Origin of the sequence: Acidovorax sp. 107 (assembly GCF_003058055.1) — a bacterium.
GTDB lineage: Bacteria > Pseudomonadota > Gammaproteobacteria > Burkholderiales > Burkholderiaceae_C > Acidovorax.
Map to the genome: position 1 here is coordinate 2,469,097 of NZ_QBTZ01000001.1, position 17,790 is coordinate 2,486,886.

At 62.5% G+C, this 17,790-nt stretch carries 16 protein-coding genes; 2 read left to right on the forward strand and 14 right to left on the reverse strand.

From position 1 onward, the window contains the following. Nucleotides 1-74: 74 nt before the first annotated feature. Together ftsH and C8C99_RS11570 are read right to left on the reverse strand one after the other, a co-directional pair. Complete coding sequence (ftsH, locus tag C8C99_RS11565) at nt 75-1,994, reverse strand: ATP-dependent zinc metalloprotease FtsH (RefSeq protein WP_056637903.1); 1,920 nt, start codon at nt 1,992-1,994, stop codon at nt 75-77. A gap of 145 nt (nt 1,995-2,139) precedes the next feature. Continuing rightward, nucleotides 2,140-2,832, reverse strand: coding sequence for an RlmE family RNA methyltransferase (locus tag C8C99_RS11570; protein WP_056637900.1), 693 nt, complete (start codon nt 2,830-2,832; stop codon nt 2,140-2,142). Nucleotides 2,833-2,937: 105 nt separating this feature from the next. Between C8C99_RS11570 and C8C99_RS11575 the strand changes: the two genes are divergently transcribed. Further along, on the forward strand, nt 2,938-3,411 hold the full coding sequence (locus C8C99_RS11575; RefSeq protein WP_056637897.1) for a YhbY family RNA-binding protein: 474 nt from the start codon (nt 2,938-2,940) through the stop codon (nt 3,409-3,411). After that, nucleotides 3,411-4,196 (forward strand): hypothetical protein, encoded by a 786-nt coding sequence (locus C8C99_RS11580; RefSeq protein ID WP_056637894.1) that lies wholly within the window; start codon nt 3,411-3,413, stop codon nt 4,194-4,196. The genes C8C99_RS11575 and C8C99_RS11580 overlap by 1 nt, the downstream gene beginning before the upstream one ends. 94 nt (nt 4,197-4,290) lie before the next feature. Here C8C99_RS11580 and C8C99_RS11585 read toward each other — a convergent pair whose 3' ends face one another. The 12 genes from C8C99_RS11585 to bamA form a co-directional block, all read right to left on the reverse strand. Further along, nucleotides 4,291-4,758 (reverse strand): DUF4149 domain-containing protein, encoded by a 468-nt coding sequence (locus C8C99_RS11585; RefSeq protein ID WP_056637891.1) that lies wholly within the window; start codon nt 4,756-4,758, stop codon nt 4,291-4,293. Between the two features lie 7 nt (nt 4,759-4,765). After that, the gene (greA, locus tag C8C99_RS11590) at nt 4,766-5,242 is read right to left on the reverse strand and encodes a transcription elongation factor GreA (protein WP_056637888.1); all 477 of its coding nucleotides are present in this window, start codon (nt 5,240-5,242) and stop codon (nt 4,766-4,768) included. A 200-nt stretch (nt 5,243-5,442) separates the two neighbouring features. After that, nucleotides 5,443-8,688, reverse strand: a complete 3,246-nt coding sequence (gene carB / locus C8C99_RS11595) for a carbamoyl-phosphate synthase large subunit (protein ID WP_056637884.1) — start codon at nt 8,686-8,688, stop codon at nt 5,443-5,445. Beyond that, complete coding sequence (carA, locus tag C8C99_RS11600) at nt 8,688-9,851, reverse strand: glutamine-hydrolyzing carbamoyl-phosphate synthase small subunit (protein WP_108625829.1); 1,164 nt, start codon at nt 9,849-9,851, stop codon at nt 8,688-8,690. The genes carB and carA overlap by 1 nt, the downstream gene beginning before the upstream one ends. A gap of 265 nt (nt 9,852-10,116) precedes the next feature. Beyond that, complete coding sequence (locus tag C8C99_RS11605) at nt 10,117-10,890, reverse strand: RNA methyltransferase (RefSeq protein WP_108625830.1); 774 nt, start codon at nt 10,888-10,890, stop codon at nt 10,117-10,119. A 20-nt stretch (nt 10,891-10,910) separates the two neighbouring features. Then, nucleotides 10,911-11,543: a ribonuclease HII gene (gene rnhB / locus C8C99_RS11610; RefSeq protein ID WP_108625831.1), complete on the reverse strand. Its 633-nt coding sequence runs from the start codon at nt 11,541-11,543 to the stop codon at nt 10,911-10,913. Further along, nucleotides 11,509-12,672 (reverse strand): lipid-A-disaccharide synthase, encoded by a 1,164-nt coding sequence (gene lpxB / locus C8C99_RS11615; RefSeq protein ID WP_108625832.1) that lies wholly within the window; start codon nt 12,670-12,672, stop codon nt 11,509-11,511. The genes rnhB and lpxB overlap by 35 nt, the downstream gene beginning before the upstream one ends. Before the next feature lie 10 nt (nt 12,673-12,682). Beyond that, the gene (lpxA, locus tag C8C99_RS11620) at nt 12,683-13,471 is read right to left on the reverse strand and encodes an acyl-ACP--UDP-N-acetylglucosamine O-acyltransferase (protein WP_056637870.1); all 789 of its coding nucleotides are present in this window, start codon (nt 13,469-13,471) and stop codon (nt 12,683-12,685) included. Nucleotides 13,472-13,492: 21 nt separating this feature from the next. Next, nucleotides 13,493-13,933 (reverse strand): 3-hydroxyacyl-ACP dehydratase FabZ, encoded by a 441-nt coding sequence (gene fabZ / locus C8C99_RS11625; protein ID WP_015013562.1) that lies wholly within the window; start codon nt 13,931-13,933, stop codon nt 13,493-13,495. Between the two features lie 16 nt (nt 13,934-13,949). Further along, nucleotides 13,950-14,933 carry a UDP-3-O-(3-hydroxymyristoyl)glucosamine N-acyltransferase gene (gene lpxD / locus C8C99_RS11630; protein WP_108625833.1) on the reverse strand — a complete coding sequence of 328 codons (984 nt, stop codon included), beginning with the start codon at nt 14,931-14,933 and terminating at the stop codon, nt 13,950-13,952. A 24-nt stretch (nt 14,934-14,957) separates the two neighbouring features. Continuing rightward, the gene (locus tag C8C99_RS11635; RefSeq protein ID WP_056637864.1) at nt 14,958-15,479 is read right to left on the reverse strand and encodes an OmpH family outer membrane protein; all 522 of its coding nucleotides are present in this window, start codon (nt 15,477-15,479) and stop codon (nt 14,958-14,960) included. Then, the gene (bamA, locus tag C8C99_RS11640; RefSeq protein ID WP_056637859.1) at nt 15,479-17,776 is read right to left on the reverse strand and encodes an outer membrane protein assembly factor BamA; all 2,298 of its coding nucleotides are present in this window, start codon (nt 17,774-17,776) and stop codon (nt 15,479-15,481) included. Before bamA ends, C8C99_RS11635 begins: the two co-directional genes overlap by 1 nt. Between the last annotated feature and the right edge of the window lie 14 nt (nt 17,777-17,790).

Consider the following 17,790-nt stretch of genomic DNA (forward strand, 5'->3'; position numbering starts at 1 on the left):
TAGGGTAAAGCGCGACGGCCACCATGAAAAACGGGGCACAAGGCCCCGTTCAAACGGCTGGACCGCGAGCCCGGTCAGGCGGCCGTCGGTGCGGTGTCTGTGGCCACGGCCGGGGTGCCACCGCTGGAATTGTCGCCTCCGGAGGGGGGCGTGCGCGGCGTCCAGTCCTTGGGAGGACGGGGCGCCTTGCCTGCCATGATGTCGTCCAACTGCTCGGTATCAATGGTTTCCCATTCGAGCAAGGCCTTCGCCATGGCATGCATCTTGTCGCTGTTTTCCTCGATCAGGCGACGCGCCAGGTTGTACTGCTCGTCAATGATGCGGCGCACTTCCATGTCCACCTTTTCCATGGTCTGCTCGCTCATGGTGGTGGTTTTAGTGACCGAGCGGCCCAAGAACACTTCACCTTCATTCTCGGCATAGACCATCGGCCCCAAGGCATCGGTCATGCCGTAGCGCGTCACCATGTCGCGGGCAATGTGGGTTGCGCGCTCGAAGTCGTTGCTGGCGCCGGTGGTCATCTGGTTCATGAACACTTCTTCGGCAATGCGCCCACCGAACAGCATGCTGATCTGGTTGAGCATGTATTCGCGGTCATAGCTGTAGCGGTCCTGCGCGGGCAGGCTCATCGTCACGCCCAGGGCGCGGCCACGGGGAATGATGGTGACCTTGTGCACAGGGTCGCACTTGGGCAGCAGCTTACCGATCAAGGCGTGGCCGGACTCGTGGTACGCCGTGTTGCGGCGCTCTTCCTCGGGCATGACCATGCTCTTGCGCTCGGGGCCCATAAGAATCTTGTCCTTGGCCTTCTCAAAATCCTGCATCTCCACCGTGCGCGCATTGCGGCGAGCAGCCATCAGAGCGGCCTCGTTGCACAGGTTGGCCAGATCAGCACCGCTCATGCCAGGCGTGCCACGGGCAATGATGCCGGGGTTGACGTCTTGCCCGACCGGAATCTTGCGCATGTGGACATTCAGGATCTGCTCGCGGCCACGAATGTCGGGCAGCGTCACATACACCTGACGGTCGAAACGGCCGGGGCGCAGCAGAGCGGCATCCAGGATGTCGGGGCGGTTGGTGGCAGCCACCACAATCACGCCCAGGTTGGTTTCGAAACCGTCCATCTCGACCAGCATCTGGTTCAAGGTCTGTTCGCGCTCGTCGTTGCCACCACCCAGGCCCGCACCGCGCTGGCGGCCCACGGCGTCAATTTCATCGATGAAGATGATGCACGGGGCGTTCTTCTTGGCGTTGTCGAACATGTCGCGCACACGGGCTGCGCCCACGCCCACGAACATTTCGACAAAGTCGGAGCCCGAGATGCTAAAGAACGGGACCTTGGCCTCGCCCGCGATGGATTTGGCCAGCAAGGTCTTGCCGGTGCCCGGGGGGCCGACCAGCAGCAAACCACGGGGGATACGGCCGCCGAGCTTCTGGAATTTCTGCGGGTCCTTCAGGAAGTCCACAACTTCCTTGACTTCTTCCTTGGCCTCATCGCAGCCAGCCACGTCCGCGAACGTGACCTGGTTGTTGTTTTCGTCGAGCATGCGCGCCTTGCTCTTGCCGAAGCTGAAGGCACCGCCCTTGCCGCCGCCCTGCATTTGGCGCATGAAGTACACCCACACGCCAATCAGCAACAGCATAGGGCCCCAGCTGACCAGAAGGGTCATGAGCAAGGAGCCTTCTTCGCGGGGCTTCACGTCAAACTTGACGTTGTGGTTCAGCAGGTCACCCACCAAGCCACGATCCAGCACCGAAGCGTTCGTGCGGATCTTGCGGTCATCGGTGGTGACCGCCACAATCTCGCCGCCGCTCAACCCCTCGGGAATGGTGGCGCTCTTGATGCGGTTGTTGCGGACCTCGTCCAGGAACTCGGAATACCCGACGTGGCCTGCGCTGGCGCCGCTGCGGGTGTCAAACTGCTTGAACACCGTGAACAGCACCATGGCGATGACCAGCCAAACGGCAATTTTTGAAAACCACTGATTGTTCAAGCGGGGCTCCAGTTGCAGGGAACAGAAAACGGACACACTGCCGTCATGGCACGCATGTGTGGCCCATTTTAGGTCTTTCAAGCCACGGGGCCAGTTCTATTCCCCCTCACTCCCATGGAATCAGCGCGGGCTTTGCCGCCAAAGTTCACAGATTCTTGACCTGAGGCAAGCCCGCGCCATCCGCCTTTTTGAGCCCCATGCCCACCAGAAAGGTTTCGGACGACTTGTCACGCGAGGCCTTGGGCTTCAAGGGTTTGACCACCTTGAAGGTCTGCTTGAACAAGGTCACCAGATCACTGTAGCCGCTGCCATGGAACAGCTTGACCACGAGTGAACCCTCCGGTTTCAAATGGTTGCACGCAAAATCCACGGCCAACTCCACCAGATGGGCAATCCGCGCCGCGTCGGCCGACTCAATGCCCGACAGGTTGGGCGCCATATCGGATACCACCACATCCACCACCCGGCCGTCGAGCGCCTGCTCCAATCGCTCCAGCACCTCGGGCTCGCGAAAATCGCCATTCAGGTAGGTGACACCCTCTATGGGCTCCATGGGCAGGATGTCCAGCGCAATGATTACCCCATTGAGCTGCCCCGCTGCTGCGCCTGCGGGCGACATGCGCCTGCGCAGGTACTGGCTCCACGCACCAGGCGTGGAGCCCAGATCCACCACGGTGTAGCCCGGCTTAATGAGGCCCAACTGCTCGTCAATCTCCTTGAGCTTGTAGGCGGCGCGGGCACGATAGCCCTCTTTCTGCGCCAATTTGACATAGGTGTCATTCACGTGGTCGTTGAGCCACGCCTTGTTCACCTTCTTGCTCTGGGTTTTGACTTTCATATGGCGGTATTGTCTCTCGACAATCGCTGCAGTGGCTGACCTCCAAGACACGCCGCGCACGGCAGCCGGAGTCACGTCCAGCCGGGCCGCAGACATAATACGGGTATGCCCCAAATTCAATTGACTCCTGCCGAGCGCCGGGAACAACGCGCCAATGCCCACCACCTGGACCCCGTGGTCCTGATCGGCGGCGATGGCCTCACCCCTGCGGTCAAGAAGGAAATCGACGCTGCCCTCAACGCCCATGGTCTCATCAAGGTGCGTGTTTTCAACGATGACCGCGTGGCGCGCGAGCTGATGTACCAGGAGCTGACCGCTGAACTCAATGCCGCGCCTATCCAGCACATCGGCAAGCTGCTGGTGCTGTGGCGGCCACAACCCGTCAAGGAACGCACCGTCGATGAAGATCGCATGCCCGGCCCACGCGACGTCAAGGTACTGAAATACAGCAAGCGGGGTGGTCAGCGCCCAGAGATCAAGCAGTTGCGTGTGCTCGGCAACCAGCGCCTCACCTCGGGCGGCCAGATCAAGCGCGCCAAGCCCAAGCAAAAATCCATCAAGAAGCGCCAGGCAGACTGATGAGCCACGATGCAGGCTCGGCAGCACTTGCAACCGTTGCAGCACCTGCCGACAGGGCGCCGATGCGCCACATTCTCTGCATGAAATGGGGCACGAAATATGGCCCTGAATATGTCAACCGGCTGTATGCCATGGTACGCCGACATCTGAGCGGCGATTTCCGTTTTGTCTGCCTCACCGATGACAGCACCGGCATCCGCAGCGAAGTGCAATGCCTGCCCATTCCCGCACTGGATTTGCCGCCCGGCATTCCCGAGCGGGGCTGGACCAAGCTGGCCACCTTCAGCGCAGACTTGCACGGGCTGCGTGGCACCGCCTTGTTTCTGGACGTGGATGTGGTCATCACTGGCAGCCTGGATGATTTCTTCACCCAGCCCGGTGAATTCCTGATCATCCACGACTACAAGCGTCCGTGGCGCATCACCGGCAACTCGTCGGTATACCGCTTTGAGCTGGGTGCACACCCCGATGTGCTGGCGTATTTTCGTGAGCACTTCGCCGAAATCCGCGCGCAGTTCCGCAACGAGCAGGCCTATCTGTCCGACTTCTTGCACAAGCAGGGCAAATTGCAGTATTGGCCCGCCGCGTGGTGTCCCAGTTTCAAGTACCACGGGATACCGCCCTGGCCCACCAACTATTGGCGCGTGCCGTTCGTACCTGAAGGTGCACGCATCGTGATTTTTCACGGGGAATGCAACCCCCCGGATGCACTGGCTGGGCGGCGCAATCGCCGTTTTCGCTACATCCGCCCTGCTACCTGGGTAGCAGAGCACTGGCACGAATAGACGCGGCGAAGCCAATTGGTCACTGAAAATCGGCGGGGCTACCTGCCCAGCTGCCAGCTGCAATCGACCCGCCGGTGAACCGATCACCTGGGAGTCAATCGCTGTCGGCTGGCTCTTCCACTGTGCTATGGGCTCCAGGTCGCAGTGTTTGCCAGAAGACCGTCAAGGCACAGCCCCATTGCAATGCGTACATCACTGTCCCCACGCTGTGCCACAGACGCAAGTCCTGCCGGGCCACGATGCGGGGCGCCACGCCAAACTGATTGAGCAAAGCCAGCAGCAGACCACCCAAAACGAACAGCATGGCGGCACGCGCCCAGGGATACTGCACCACGGCATGCCTGGGCCTGGACAAGAGCAGTAGCACCACGCAACACACCACAGCCACCCAGGTTTGAGCCGCAAAAAGCCGGGCGGCCATCTGCCCCGCAATAGCGGGGGAAGGCAGATACGCAAACAGCAGGGGCACGACCAAAAAGCCGATGGTGGTCAGGCTGGCCCACCACAAGGCCGCCACCAAAGCGGGAAGCCGCGGGCGCACGCCCAGCCACACAGCAGCCATCACGCCCTCATTGGTAGCTGACCGCCACCACTTCGTAGCGGCGAATGCCGCCGGGGGCTTGCACCTCAGCGGTATCGCCCTCTTCCTTGCCAATCAACGCACGCGCGATGGGGCTGGAGATATTGATCAGGCCCTGCTTGAGATCCGCCTCGTCTTCGCCCACGATCTGGTACTTCACCGTATCACCGGAATCTTCGTCTTCGAGCTCGACCGTGGCACCAAACACCACCTTGCCGCCGCCATCGACCGCACTGGGGTCGATGACCTGGGCCACCGAGAGCTTGCCCTCGATCTCCTGGATGCGGCCTTCGATGAAGCCCTGGCGATCCTTGGCAGCGTCGTAGTCGGCGTTTTCGCTCAGGTCGCCCTGTGCGCGCGCTTCGGCAATGGCCGAGATCACGGCAGGCCGCTCCACGGTCTTGAGTCGGTGCAGCTCTTCCTTGAGCATTTCAGCGCCGCGCTTGGTGATTGGAATGGTGGCCATGCGATTGAGTCTCCACAAGTCAAAACGGTGAAAGTGCGAAGCACTTCCACCGATCGGTCGCCACGCTGCTCCCCTCAAAACACCGGGGGTGCACATGGCACATCTACAAAAGGAAACCGCCGCACGTTGCCGCGCGGCGGTGTTAGTTCAGCAGCAATTATGCCGTGTTTGCGGCGGCCAAAGCCACCGCAAAAACCCGGTCAGGCCGCCAGCTGGGCGTGCAGTTCCTGCACGGAATACACATCGAGCTTGTCCAGGTACTTCATGCCTTCTACGGCCGCCTCTGCACCGAAGATGGTGGTGAAGGTGGTCACCCGAGCCAGCAGCGACGAGGTACGGATCGCACGCGAATCGGCAATCGCGTTGCGGCGTTCTTCCACCGTGTTGATGACCATGACAATCTCATTGTTCTTGATCATGTCCACGATGTGCGGACGGCCTTCCGTGACCTTGTTGACCACCACCACCGGAACGCCTGCCTCGGCGATGGCTGCAGCCGTGCCCTTGGTCGCCACCAGGTCGAAGCCCAGCGCCACCAGCTGGCGGGCGATGTCCACCGCGCGGGGCTTGTCGTTGTTCTTCACGGTGAGGAACACCTTGCCCGAAGTCGGCAGCTTCGTGCCAGCGCCCAGCTGGCTCTTCACGAAGGCTTCGCCAAAGGTCTTGCCCACACCCATGACTTCGCCGGTGGACTTCATCTCGGGGCCGAGGATGGTGTCCACGCCAGGGAACTTGACGAAGGGGAACACCGCTTCCTTGACGCTGAAGTAAGGCGGTGTGACTTCCTTGGTGATGCCCTGCGAAGCCAGCGTCTGGCCCGCCATGCAGCGTGCCGCGACCTTGGCCAGCTGGATGCCGGTGGCCTTGGAGACAAACGGCACCGTGCGCGAGGCGCGGGGGTTCACTTCCAGCACGTAGATGACGTCCTTGCCATCCACTTCCTGGATGGCGAACTGCACGTTCATCAGACCCACCACATTCAGGCCTTCGGCCATGGCAGCCGACTGGCGCTTGAGCTCATCCACCGTGGCTTGCTTGAGGTAGTACGGCGGCAGCGAACAGGCCGAGTCGCCCGAGTGCACACCGGCTTGTTCAATGTGTTCCATCACGCCGCCGATGAAGGTCTTGCCTTCAGGGTCACGCAAGCAGTCCACATCGCACTCGATGGCATCGTTCAGGAAGCGGTCCAGCAGCACGGGCGAGTCGTTGCTCACCTTCACGGCCTCGCGCATGTAGCGCTCCAGGTCGCGCTGTTCGTGGACGATTTCCATCGCACGGCCGCCCAGCACGTAGCTGGGGCGCACCACCAGGGGGTAACCCAGCGTGGTGGCCTTTTCCAGGGCCTCGGCTTCGGTACGTGCGGTGGCATTGGGCGGCTGGCGCAGGCCCAGATCGCCCAGCAGCTTCTGGAAACGCTCGCGGTCTTCGGCCGCGTCGATCATGTCGGGGCTGGTGCCGATGATCGGCACGCCTTCGGCTTCCAGGCCCAGTGCGAGCTTCAAAGGCGTCTGGCCGCCGTACTGCACGATCACGCCGTGTGGCTTTTCCTTGTCCACGATCTCGAGCACGTCTTCCAGCGTCAGCGGCTCAAAGTACAGACGGTCGGACGTGTCGTAGTCGGTCGAAACCGTCTCAGGGTTGCAGTTGACCATGATGGTTTCGTAGCCATCCTCGCGCATGGCGAGTGCAGCATGCACGCAGCAGTAGTCGAACTCGATGCCCTGCCCGATGCGGTTCGGGCCACCGCCCAGCACCATGATCTTTTTCTTGTCCGTGGGCGCGGCTTCGCACTCTTCCTCGTAGGTCGAGTACATGTAGGCCGTGTTCGTCGCAAACTCGGCAGCGCAGGTGTCCACGCGCTTGTAGACCGGGCGCACGTTGAGGGCGCGGCGCGCTTCGCGCACCGACTTCTCGGTGGTCTTGAGCAACTTGGCCAGTCGGCGGTCGGAGAAGCCCTTCTTCTTGAGCGTGCGCAGCGTGTCAGCGTCCAGCGATGCCAATGCAGCGTCACCCTTTTCTGCGGCGATCTTGTCCAGCTCCAGCTCGATCTTCACGATCTCTTCGATCTGCACCAGGAACCACTTGTCGATCTTGGTGAGGTCGTACACCTCGTCCACCGACAGGCCCATGGCAAACGCGTCGCCCACGTACCAGATGCGCTCAGGACCGGGCTCACCCAGTTCTTTTTCGAGCACTTCGCGGTCCTGGGTTTTTTCGTTCATGCCATCCACGCCCACTTCCAGGCCCCGCAGGGCTTTCTGGAAGGATTCCTGGAAGGTGCGGCCCATGGCCATCACCTCACCCACAGACTTCATCTGCGTGGTCAGGCGGCTGTCGGCGGTGGGGAATTTTTCGAACGCAAAACGTGGGATCTTGGTGACCACGTAGTCGATCGAAGGCTCGAACGATGCAGGCGTGGCGCCACCCGTGATTTCGTTCTTCAGCTCATCGAGCGTGTAGCCCACGGCCAGCTTGGCAGCGACCTTGGCAATGGGGAAACCCGTGGCCTTGGACGCCAGTGCCGACGAACGCGACACACGGGGGTTCATCTCGATGACGATCATGCGGCCGTCCTTCGGATTCACCGAGAACTGCACGTTGGAGCCGCCCGTGTCCACGCCGATCTCGCGCAGCACCGCGAGCGACGCGTTGCGCATGATCTGGTATTCCTTGTCGGTCAACGTCTGCGCGGGAGCCACCGTGATCGAGTCACCCGTGTGCACGCCCATCGGGTCCAGGTTCTCGATGGAGCAGATGATGATGCAGTTGTCCGCCTTGTCGCGGACCACTTCCATCTCGTACTCCTTCCAGCCGAGCAGCGACTCTTCGATCAGCAGCTCGTTGGTGGGCGAGGCTTCCAGGCCGCGCTTGCAGATGGTCTCGAACTCTTCAGGGTTGTAGGCAATGCCGCCGCCCGTGCCACCCAGCGTGAAGCTGGGGCGGATCACCGTGGGGAAGCCCACGCTCTTTTGCACCGCCCAGGCTTCGTCCATGCTGTGGGCGATGCCGGAGCGCGCGGAGCCCAGACCGATCTTGGTCATGGCGTCCTTGAACTTCAGGCGGTCTTCGGCCTTGTCGATGGCCTCAGGGGTGGCACCGATCAGCTCGACCTTGTACTTGTCGAGCACGCCGTTGCGCCACAGGTCCAGCGCGCAGTTCAGTGCGGTCTGGCCACCCATGGTGGGCAGGATGGCGTCGGGACGTTCCTTGGCGATGATCTTCTCGACCGTCTGCCAGGTGATGGGCTCGATGTAGGTGACGTCGGCAGTGGCCGGGTCGGTCATGATCGTTGCAGGGTTGCTGTTGATCAGGATGACCTTGTAGCCTTCTTCGCGCAGGGCCTTGCAGGCCTGCACGCCAGAGTAGTCGAACTCGCAGGCCTGGCCGATGATGATCGGGCCGGCGCCGATGATGAGGATCGATTTGAGGTCTGTGCGCTTTGGCATTATTTCTTCTCCATCAGCGCGGTGAAGCGGTCAAACAGGTAGGCGATGTCGTGCGGGCCGGGCGATGCCTCGGGGTGGCCCTGGAAGCAGAACGCAGGCTTGTCGGTGCGCTCCAGCCCTTGCAGCGTGCCGTCGAACAGGCTGATGTGCGTGGGGCGCAGCGTGGCGGGCAGCGAGGCCATGTCCACGGCAAAACCGTGGTTCTGGCTGGTGATGCTCACGCGGCCGTTGTCCAGGTCTTTCACCGGGTGGTTGGCACCGTGGTGGCTGTTGTCCATCTTGAAGGTCTTGGCGCCGCTGGCCAGGGCCATGATCTGGTGGCCCAGGCAGATGCCGAAGGTGGGCACGCCCGCTTCGACGATCTGGCGGGTGGCTTCGATGGCGTAGTCGCAGGGCTCTGGGTCGCCAGGGCCGTTGGACAGAAACACGCCGTCCGGCTTCATGGCCAGCACGTCGGCCGCAGGCGTCTTGGCGGGCACCACGGTGAGCTTGCAGCCACGCTCGGCCAGCATGCGCAGGATGTTCTTCTTGACGCCGAAGTCGTACGCCACCACATGGAAGCGCGGCGCAGCCTGTGTGCCGTAGCCTTCACCCAGCTTCCACTCGGTCTGGTCCCAGGTGTAGGTCGCAGGGGTGGTCACCACCTGGGCCAGGTCCAGGCCCTTCATGCTGGGAGCAGCCTTGGCCGCGGCCAGGGCTTCGTCGATGCGCGCCTGCGTGACAGCCTCACCGGCTGCCAGACCCAGGATGGCGCCGTTCTGCGCACCCTTGTCACGCAGCAGGCGGGTGAGCTTGCGGGTGTCGATGTTGGCAATGGCCACCGTCTTTTCGCGCACAAGGTACTGCGAAAGCGTTTCGGTGGATCGGAAGTTGCTGGCCAGAAGGGGCAGGTCTTTGATGATCAGGCCTGCAGCATGGACCTTGTCGGCTTCGATGTCTTCCGCATTGACGCCGTAATTGCCGATGTGCGGATATGTCAGGGTGACGATCTGCTGGCAGTAGCTGGGGTCGGTGAGGATTTCCTGGTAGCCGGTGATGGCGGTGTTGAACACCACTTCACCGACCGTGGTGCCGGTGGCACCGATCGAGTTACCGATAAAGACCGTGCCGTCTGCGAGCGCCAGGATGGCGGGCGGGAAGTTTCCCTTGAGAGACAAAAGCACTGGGTTCTCCGGATGGTTACGGTCGCCCGGCGCCTGCAGACCACTCGCACACTCGAAGCGCGATGGTGCCAATGGCTGCTCTCAGATGGGTTGTTGCTTTGGGTGCGGTCGGGCGACGCTGTTGCGAGAAAAGCTCCCGATTATACCCCTGGTCGCTGACACCTCTGTAATGCACGCCTTGCATAACCCTGATACCAGCATCTATGACCTGCGAGCCCCAAGCTCGCCTTGGACGCCTACAGCACCGCAGCGGGCACAGACAGCGTCAGCGCCCTGCTCCGCTCGCGTGCAGGCAGATGGCCGCAGCCGCAGCCACATTCAGCGACTCCTCGCCACCGGGTTGGGCAATGCGGATGCGCAACGAAGCCCTATCTTCCAGAGCCGCGCTGACCCCCTGCCCTTCGTGGCCCATCACCCAGGCGCAGGGCCAGGGCAAGGCGGCGCGATGCAGAAAGTCACCCGCGTGCGAGCTGGTGACGAGCAGCGGCACCTGCAGGGCGGCGAGGTCGTCCAGCGCAAGCCCTTCGATCAGGTCGAGTGCGAAATGCGCCCCCATGCCAGCCCGCAAGACCTTGGGCGACCACAACGCGGCACTGCCCTTGATGGCGGCCACCTGGCGAAACCCGAACGCCGAGGCGCTGCGCAGGATGGAGCCCACATTGCCCGCGTCCTGCACCCTGTCCAGCACCACGGTGGCGGCATCGGGCCGGAGTGACGCCGGTGCGGGCAGGTCCAGGATGAAGCCCATTGCGGCGGGCGACTCCAGACCGCTCACGTCTGCAAACAGTGCATCCGCAAGAACTATGAATTTTGTAGCAGCCTGGGCATATTCCACCTGCGCCTGCAGCCAAAAAGACTCAGAAAACACTGCCACCGATGCCCGCAGCCCCCGCGCCAGCGCGGCGCGGCACAGATGGTCTCCTTCGAGCCAGACACGGCCCTGCTTGCGGTACGCCGTCGTGTCCTGCGCCAAACGGCGCAAATCCTTGACGAAGGCGTTATCGCGGGAATGGATGGCAGTGACGGACGAGGATGTCATGGCTAATTTTCAGCGCCCGATCAGGATCCGGCGCGCAGGTTCAGGGCCACAGGCGCAAACGAGCGCCGGTGGTGAATGCAGGCACCGTGCTCGCGCAAGGCAGCCATGTGCACGGCCGTGCCGTACCCCTTGTGGCCGGCAAAGCCGTATTGAGGAAACTCGTCATGCACCTGCGCGCACCAGCGGTCGCGGTGGACCTTGGCGAGGATGGAGGCCGCCGAGATGGCTGGCACCAGCGCATCGCCCTTGACGATGGCCTCCGCTGGAACATCCAGCACCGGCAGCCGGTTGCCATCCACCAGCACCATCGCCGGCTTGAGCCGCAGCCCCATGACGGCACGGCGCATGGCCAGCAGCGTGGCCTGCAGGATGTTGAGCTGGTCGATCTCTTCGACACTGGCCTCGGCAATGCTGCAGCACAGGGCCTTGGCGCGGATCTCGTCGTAAAGCTTTTCACGCCGCGCGGCCGTGAGTTTCTTGGAGTCGGCCAAGCCTGCAATCGGGTGCAGGTCGTCCAGAATCACCGCCGCTGCCACCACGGGCCCGGCCAGGGGACCACGGCCGGCCTCGTCCACGCCAGCCACCAGGCCGGGCGGATGCCAGGGCAGGCAGGCCTGCTCAGGCTGCGGGAGCGAGGATTTTCTGGATCGCATCGGCAGCCAGTTGGGGAGTGTTGCGCAGCAGGCTCTCGTGCAGCGCCGTAAAGCGCTGCTCCAGGGCCGCGATTTTCTGGGGCTGCTGGCGTTTCGCGTCCAGCCAGTTCAGCGTTGCCGCGCAAAGTGCTTGGGGCGTGGCGGCGTCCTGGATCAGCTCGGGCACCACAAACTCACGGCACAAGATGTTGGGCAGGCCCACCCAGGGCTGCAGTTGCTTGCGGCGCATGAGCCACCAGCTGAGCGGGTGCATGTGGTAACCGATGACCATGGGCCGCTTGAACAGCGCGGCCTCCAGTGTCGCTGTGCCGCTGGCGATCAAGGTGGCATCACAGGCCGCGAGTACCGTGTGCGACTGGCCTGTGGTGATCTGCAGGGCATCACCCAGACCACACGCGCGCGCCACCTGCTCGATGCGGTCGCGCAGTGCAGGCACTGCAGGCACTATTAATTTGATAGCTGGTCGCGCTTTAAGCACTAGCGCTGCAGCATCAAAGAAGGGCTGTGCGATGTACTGAACCTCGGAGGAGCGGCTTCCCGGCAGAATGGCCAGGACTTCGTCCTCATCCTTCAGACCCAGTTGTGCGCGCGCGGCAACACGGTCGGGCATCATGGGAATCACGCCCGCCAGCGGGTGGCCCACGTAAGTGGCGGCAATGCCGTGCTGCGCGAGCAGTTCTGGCTCGAACGGGAAGATGCACAGCACGTGGTCCGCGCTGCGACGAATCTTTTCGACGCGGTCTGCACGCCAGGCCCAGATGGACGGACACACGAAATGCACAGTCTTGATGCCCGCAGCGCGCAAATCGGCCTCCAGGCCCAGGTTGAAATCAGGAGCATCCACGCCGATGAACACGTCGGGGCGGTCCTTGAGCAGGCGCTCGCGCAGTTGCTTGCGGATGCCCAGCAACTCGCGCAGCCGGCGCAGCACCTCCATGCTGTAGCCGTGTACCGCCAGTTTTTCGCTGGGCCACCAGACAGTAAAGCCGCGGCGCGCCATCTGCGGCCCGCCAATGCCGCTGGATTGCAGCCCCGGCCAATGCGCCTGCATGCCGTCGATCAGCAAGCCCGCCAGCAAGTCGCCCGACGTCTCGCCCGCCACCATGGCGACGCGGGGGAAATCTGCCATCGCCCAGCCCTCAGCGTGTGATGCCGCGCGTGGCGTCGGCCAGGAACCGCTCCATCATCGCGGCATCCTCGCTGGCCTGCGGCGCGGACTGCGCCAACTCTGCAATCGCGGCGCGAGCGGCCTCCAGCGTGAGGCCCTGGCGATAAATCAGCTTGTGCATCTGCTTGACCGCCGCAATGCGCTCGGCCGTGAACCCCCGGCGGCGCAGGCCGACCACGTTATAGCCGCGCACGGACAGCGGATTGCCATCTACGAGCATGAAGGGGGGAACGTCCTGCGACACCGCACTGGCGAACCCCACCATGGCGTGCGCGCCGACTTTGACGAACTGGTGGATGCCGGTGAGCCCGCCCACCGTCACCCAGTCAGCCAGGTGCACATGGCCTGCCAGCGTGGTGTTGTTGGCCAGCGTGGTGTGGTTGCCCACATGGCAATCATGGGCGATGTGGGTGTACGCCATGATCCAGTTGTCATGACCCACGGTGGTAATGCCACCGGCCTGGGGCACACCGAGGTTCAGCGTGCAGAACTCGCGGATGGTGTTGCGGTCTCCAATGACCAGTTCGGTCGGCTCGCCCGCGTATTTCTTGTCCTGCGGGATGGCGCCGATGGAGTTGAACTGGAAGATGTGGTTGTCAGCACCAATCGTGGTGCGCCCGTCGATCACGCAGTGTGCGCCGACCGTGGTGCCTGCACCGATGGACACATGCTCGCCAATGACCGTGTAGGGCCCCACCGAGACCGTAGGGTCCAGGCGGGCACCGTCCGCAACAAGGGCTGTGGGGTGGATATTGCTCACGATCCAACAGGCCTGCGCCGGTCAACCCACAGCGCGCATGGTGCACATGAGTTCGGCCTCGCAGGCCACCTCTTCGCCCACGCTGGCTACACCCTTGAACTTCCAGATACCACCGCGCACGCGGTCGATGGTGATGGTCAGGACCAACTGGTCGCCCGGCTCCACAGGGCGCTTGAAACGCGCGCCATCGATACCGACAAAGTAGTAGATGTTGTTCTCATCAGGCACCTTGCCCATGGCGTCGAATGCCAGCAAGCCCGCGGCTTGGGCCAGCGCTTCCAGGATCAGCACGCCTGGCATCACGGGGCGGCCGGGAAAATGCCCCATGAAATAGGGCTCGTTGAACGTGACGTTCTTGATGGCCTTGATGCGGGTGTTGCTCTCCAACTCGATCACCTTGTCCACCAGCAGAAACGGGTAGCGGTGGGGCAGTTGTTTGAGAATTGCGTGAATATCCATCATCGAGTTGTTCTTCCGTTCATGCTGCCTTGAGGGCCAGCTCCAGCGCCTTGATGCGCTCGCGCAGGCTGTGCAATTGTTTGAGTGTGGCAGCGTTCTTTTCCCAGCGCGCATTGTCGTCGATGGGGAACATGCCGGTGTACTGCCCGGGCTGCTTCAGCGAGCGGGTCACCACCGTGGCGGCCGAAATATGCACGTTGTCGGCCAGTTCCAAGTGTCCCAGCACAATCGCGCCACCGCCCACGGTGCAATGCTCCCCGATGGTGGCACTGCCCGCCACACCCACACACCCGGCCATGGCCGAGTGTTTACCGATGCGCACGTTGTGGCCGATCTGGATCAGGTTGTCTAGCTTCACGCCGTCTTCGATCACCGTGTCCTGCAGCGCACCCCGGTCGATGCAGGTATTGGCCCCGATCTCGACGTCGTCCCCAATGCGCACGGCACCCAGCTGCTCGATCTTGACCCACTGCCCGTGCTCCGGCGCAAAACCGAAACCATCGGCCCCGATCACCACGCCCGCATGGACGATGCAACGCGCGCCGACATGGCAGTCCTCGCCCACGGTGACGCGCGACTTGAGTACGGTATCCGCACCGATGCTTGCGCCTCGCTCGATCACGCACAACGGACCGACGGTAGCCGAGGGATGCACCTGAGCCGCGGGGTCTACCACCGCGCTAGGATGCACACCGGATGGCCGTGCGGGCACATTGCGCTGGCGCCAAAGCTGCGTAGCGCGGGCAAAGTACACATAGGGGTTATCAGCCACGATGCAGGCGCCGCGCGCCAGTGCTGCATCGCGCATGGCAGGTGCCACAATGACACAGGCCGCCCGGGAGGCGGCCAGTTGCTGTTGGTAGCGGGGGTTACTCAGAAAACTGAGGTCACCCGGGCCCGCAACCTCCAGTGGCGCAATGCGGGCGATGGCGGTTTCCCGCGCACCCCCTTCCAGCGAACCACCGAGCGCATCGACAATGTGCCCGAGAAGCAAACTGCTCACGCCCCACCTGTCCTGCGCAGCGGCTTACTTGGCAGCAGCAGCGGCATTCAGGGCCTTGATCACCTTGTCGGTGATGTCGTGCTTGGGATTGATATAGACGGCCTCTTGCAGGATCACGTCGTATTTTTCAGCCTCGGCAACCTGCTTGACCACCTTGTTGGCGCGTTCCAGCACTTGCGACAGCTCTTCGTTCTTGCGGGCGCTCAGGTCTTCCTGGAATTCACGGCGCTTGCGCTGAAAGTCGCGGTCCTGATCCACCAGCTGGCGCTGCCGCGTCGTGCGCTGGCTTTCTGCCATGGTGGGGGCTTCACGCTCAAACTTGTCGCTGGCAGTCTTCAGGGTATTGCCCAGATCCACCAGTTCTTTCTCGCGGCGGGAGAACTCCTGCTCCAGCTTGGCCTGCGCAGCCTTGGCTGTGGTGGCTTCACGGAAGATGCGATCGGTGTTGACGAAACCGGCTTTGAACTCTTGCGCTTGTGCAGGGGCTGCGATGGCAACGGTGCCCAGCAGCAAGGCCACGGAGAGATGGCGAGAAAAGGATTTCATTAGAAAGACGTTCCAATCTGGAATTGCAGTTTCTGGATTCTATCGCCGGCGAACTTGCGCACCGGCTGCGCAAACGCCAAACGCAGGGGACCGAGTGGCGAAATCCAGCTCAGACCCAGGCCCACCGAGGCTCGCATGTCACTGAAGGTAACTTTGTCGTTCTCGCCGTACACATTGCCCACGTCGAGGAACGTGAAGACGCGCAGGGTCCGGTCATTGCCTGCCCCCGGGAACGGAGCAATCAGCTCGGTGTTCAGCGTGAGCTTCTTGGGCCCACCCAGCGACGCACCGGTCACATCACGCGGGCCCAGGGTGCCCTGATCGAAACCGCGCACCGAACCCAGACCGCCGGAGTAGAAATTCTTGAACACCGGGAATGGACGGCCATTCAAGCCCTTGCCGTAACCCGCCTCGCCATTGAAAGCAATGGTGAAGCGCTTATTGAGGGGGATGTATTGCTGGTACTGGTAGTTGGCCCGCACATACCGCGCATCGCCCGCCACGGACCATTCGGAATTGAGGCGCTGGTAGCGGCCGGAGTTGGGCGCCAGAGCGCTGTCCCGGTCGTCACGGGACCAGCCCACGGTCAAAGGAATCGACGTGCTGCTGTAGCCGAACTTGTCGGCATAGAACAGGTAGGTGGCCGGGATGTTCGTGCCGGGCTTGATGCGGGTCTGCTCCAGCCCACCGCCAAAGAACACCGTGTCGGTCTCGCTGAAAGGCACGCCAAAACGCACAGAGGTCCCGGTGGTGACCAGCTGGTAGTTACCCCCTTGGTCTTCATACGGCTTGTCGGTGCGGTAGTACACATCGAGCGTGCGCGAAATGCCCTCGGGCGTGAAGTACGGGTTGGTGGTGCTGAACACCAGCGTGCGCCGGTACTTGCTGGTGTTGACATCAATGCCCAGGTAGTTGCCCGAGCCAAAGATGTTTTCCTGCTTGATACCGAACGAGAGCGACGCCTTTTCGGCACTGGAAAAACCCACACCCAGTTGTAGCGAACCGGTGGGCTTTTCTGCCACGTTGATCACCAGATCAACCTGATCGGGCGAGCCAGCTACTTCCTGCGTTTCCACGTTCACTTCCGTGAAGAAGCCAAGACGGTCCACGCGGTCGCGGGACAGGCGGATCTTGTCGCCGTCGTACCAGGATGCCTCGTACTGGCGGAACTCCCGGCGAATGACTTCGTCGCGCGTGCGGTTGTTGCCACTGACGTTGATGCGGCGCACATAAGCGCGGCGCGCAGGCTCAGCTTGCAGCACAAAGTTGACGCGATTGTTCTCGCGGTCAATTTCGGGCACCGCCTCCACTCGGGCAAATGCAAAGCCAAAACGGGCAAAGTATTCGGAAAACGCTTTGGTGGTTTCCGTCACCTGGTCGGCGTTGTAGGGCTCCCCGGGGCGGATGGTTACCAGCGACTTGAACTCGTCTTCGCGGTCCAGGTAGTTGCCTTCGAGCTTCACGCCCGACACCACATACCGCTCGCCTTCCGTCACATTGACGGCGATGGAGATGTCCTGCTTGTCCGGAGAGATCGCGACCTGCGTGGAGTCCACACGGAACTCCAGGTAACCGCGCTGCAGGTAGTACGAACGCAGCGTCTCCAGGTCAGCGTTGAGCTTGGCACGCGAATAACGGTCGGACTTGGTGTACCAGCTCAGCCAGCCCCCGGTATCCTGGTCGAACAGGCCCTTCAGCGTCGATTCGCTGAACGCCTTGTTGCCGACGATGCGCACTTCCTTGATGCGGGCCGGCTCGCCTTCGGTCACCGTGAAAGTCAGGTTCACACGGTTGCGCTCGATGGGCGTCACCGTGGTCACCACCTCGGCGCCATACAGACTCTTGTTGATGTACTGGCGCTTGAGCTCTTGCTCGGCACGGTCGGTCAGCGCCTTGTCGTAGGGGCGCCCTTCCGTCAGGCCCACTTCGCGCATGGCTTTCTTGAGCGCGTCCTTGTCGAACTCGCGGGCACCGGCAAAGTCCACGTCCGCCACGGTGGGGCGCTCTTCGACCACCACCACCAGCACGTTGCCGCTGGCCTCCAGGCGCACATCCTTGAAGAGACCCAGGCCGAACAGCGCGCGGATCGCGGCTGCACCCTTTTCATCGTTGTAGTCGTCACCTACCCGCAGGGGCATGGACGCGAACACGGTGCCGGGCTCCACACGCTGCAAGCCTTCCACGCGAATGTCCTGCACCTTGAATGGCTCCAGAGCCCATGCCGCATTAGCGGCAAAAATCATGGCTGCAACGGCCGATGCGGTACGCACGCCCAGGCGATTGATGTGTTTTTTCATGAATGAAGCGGGAG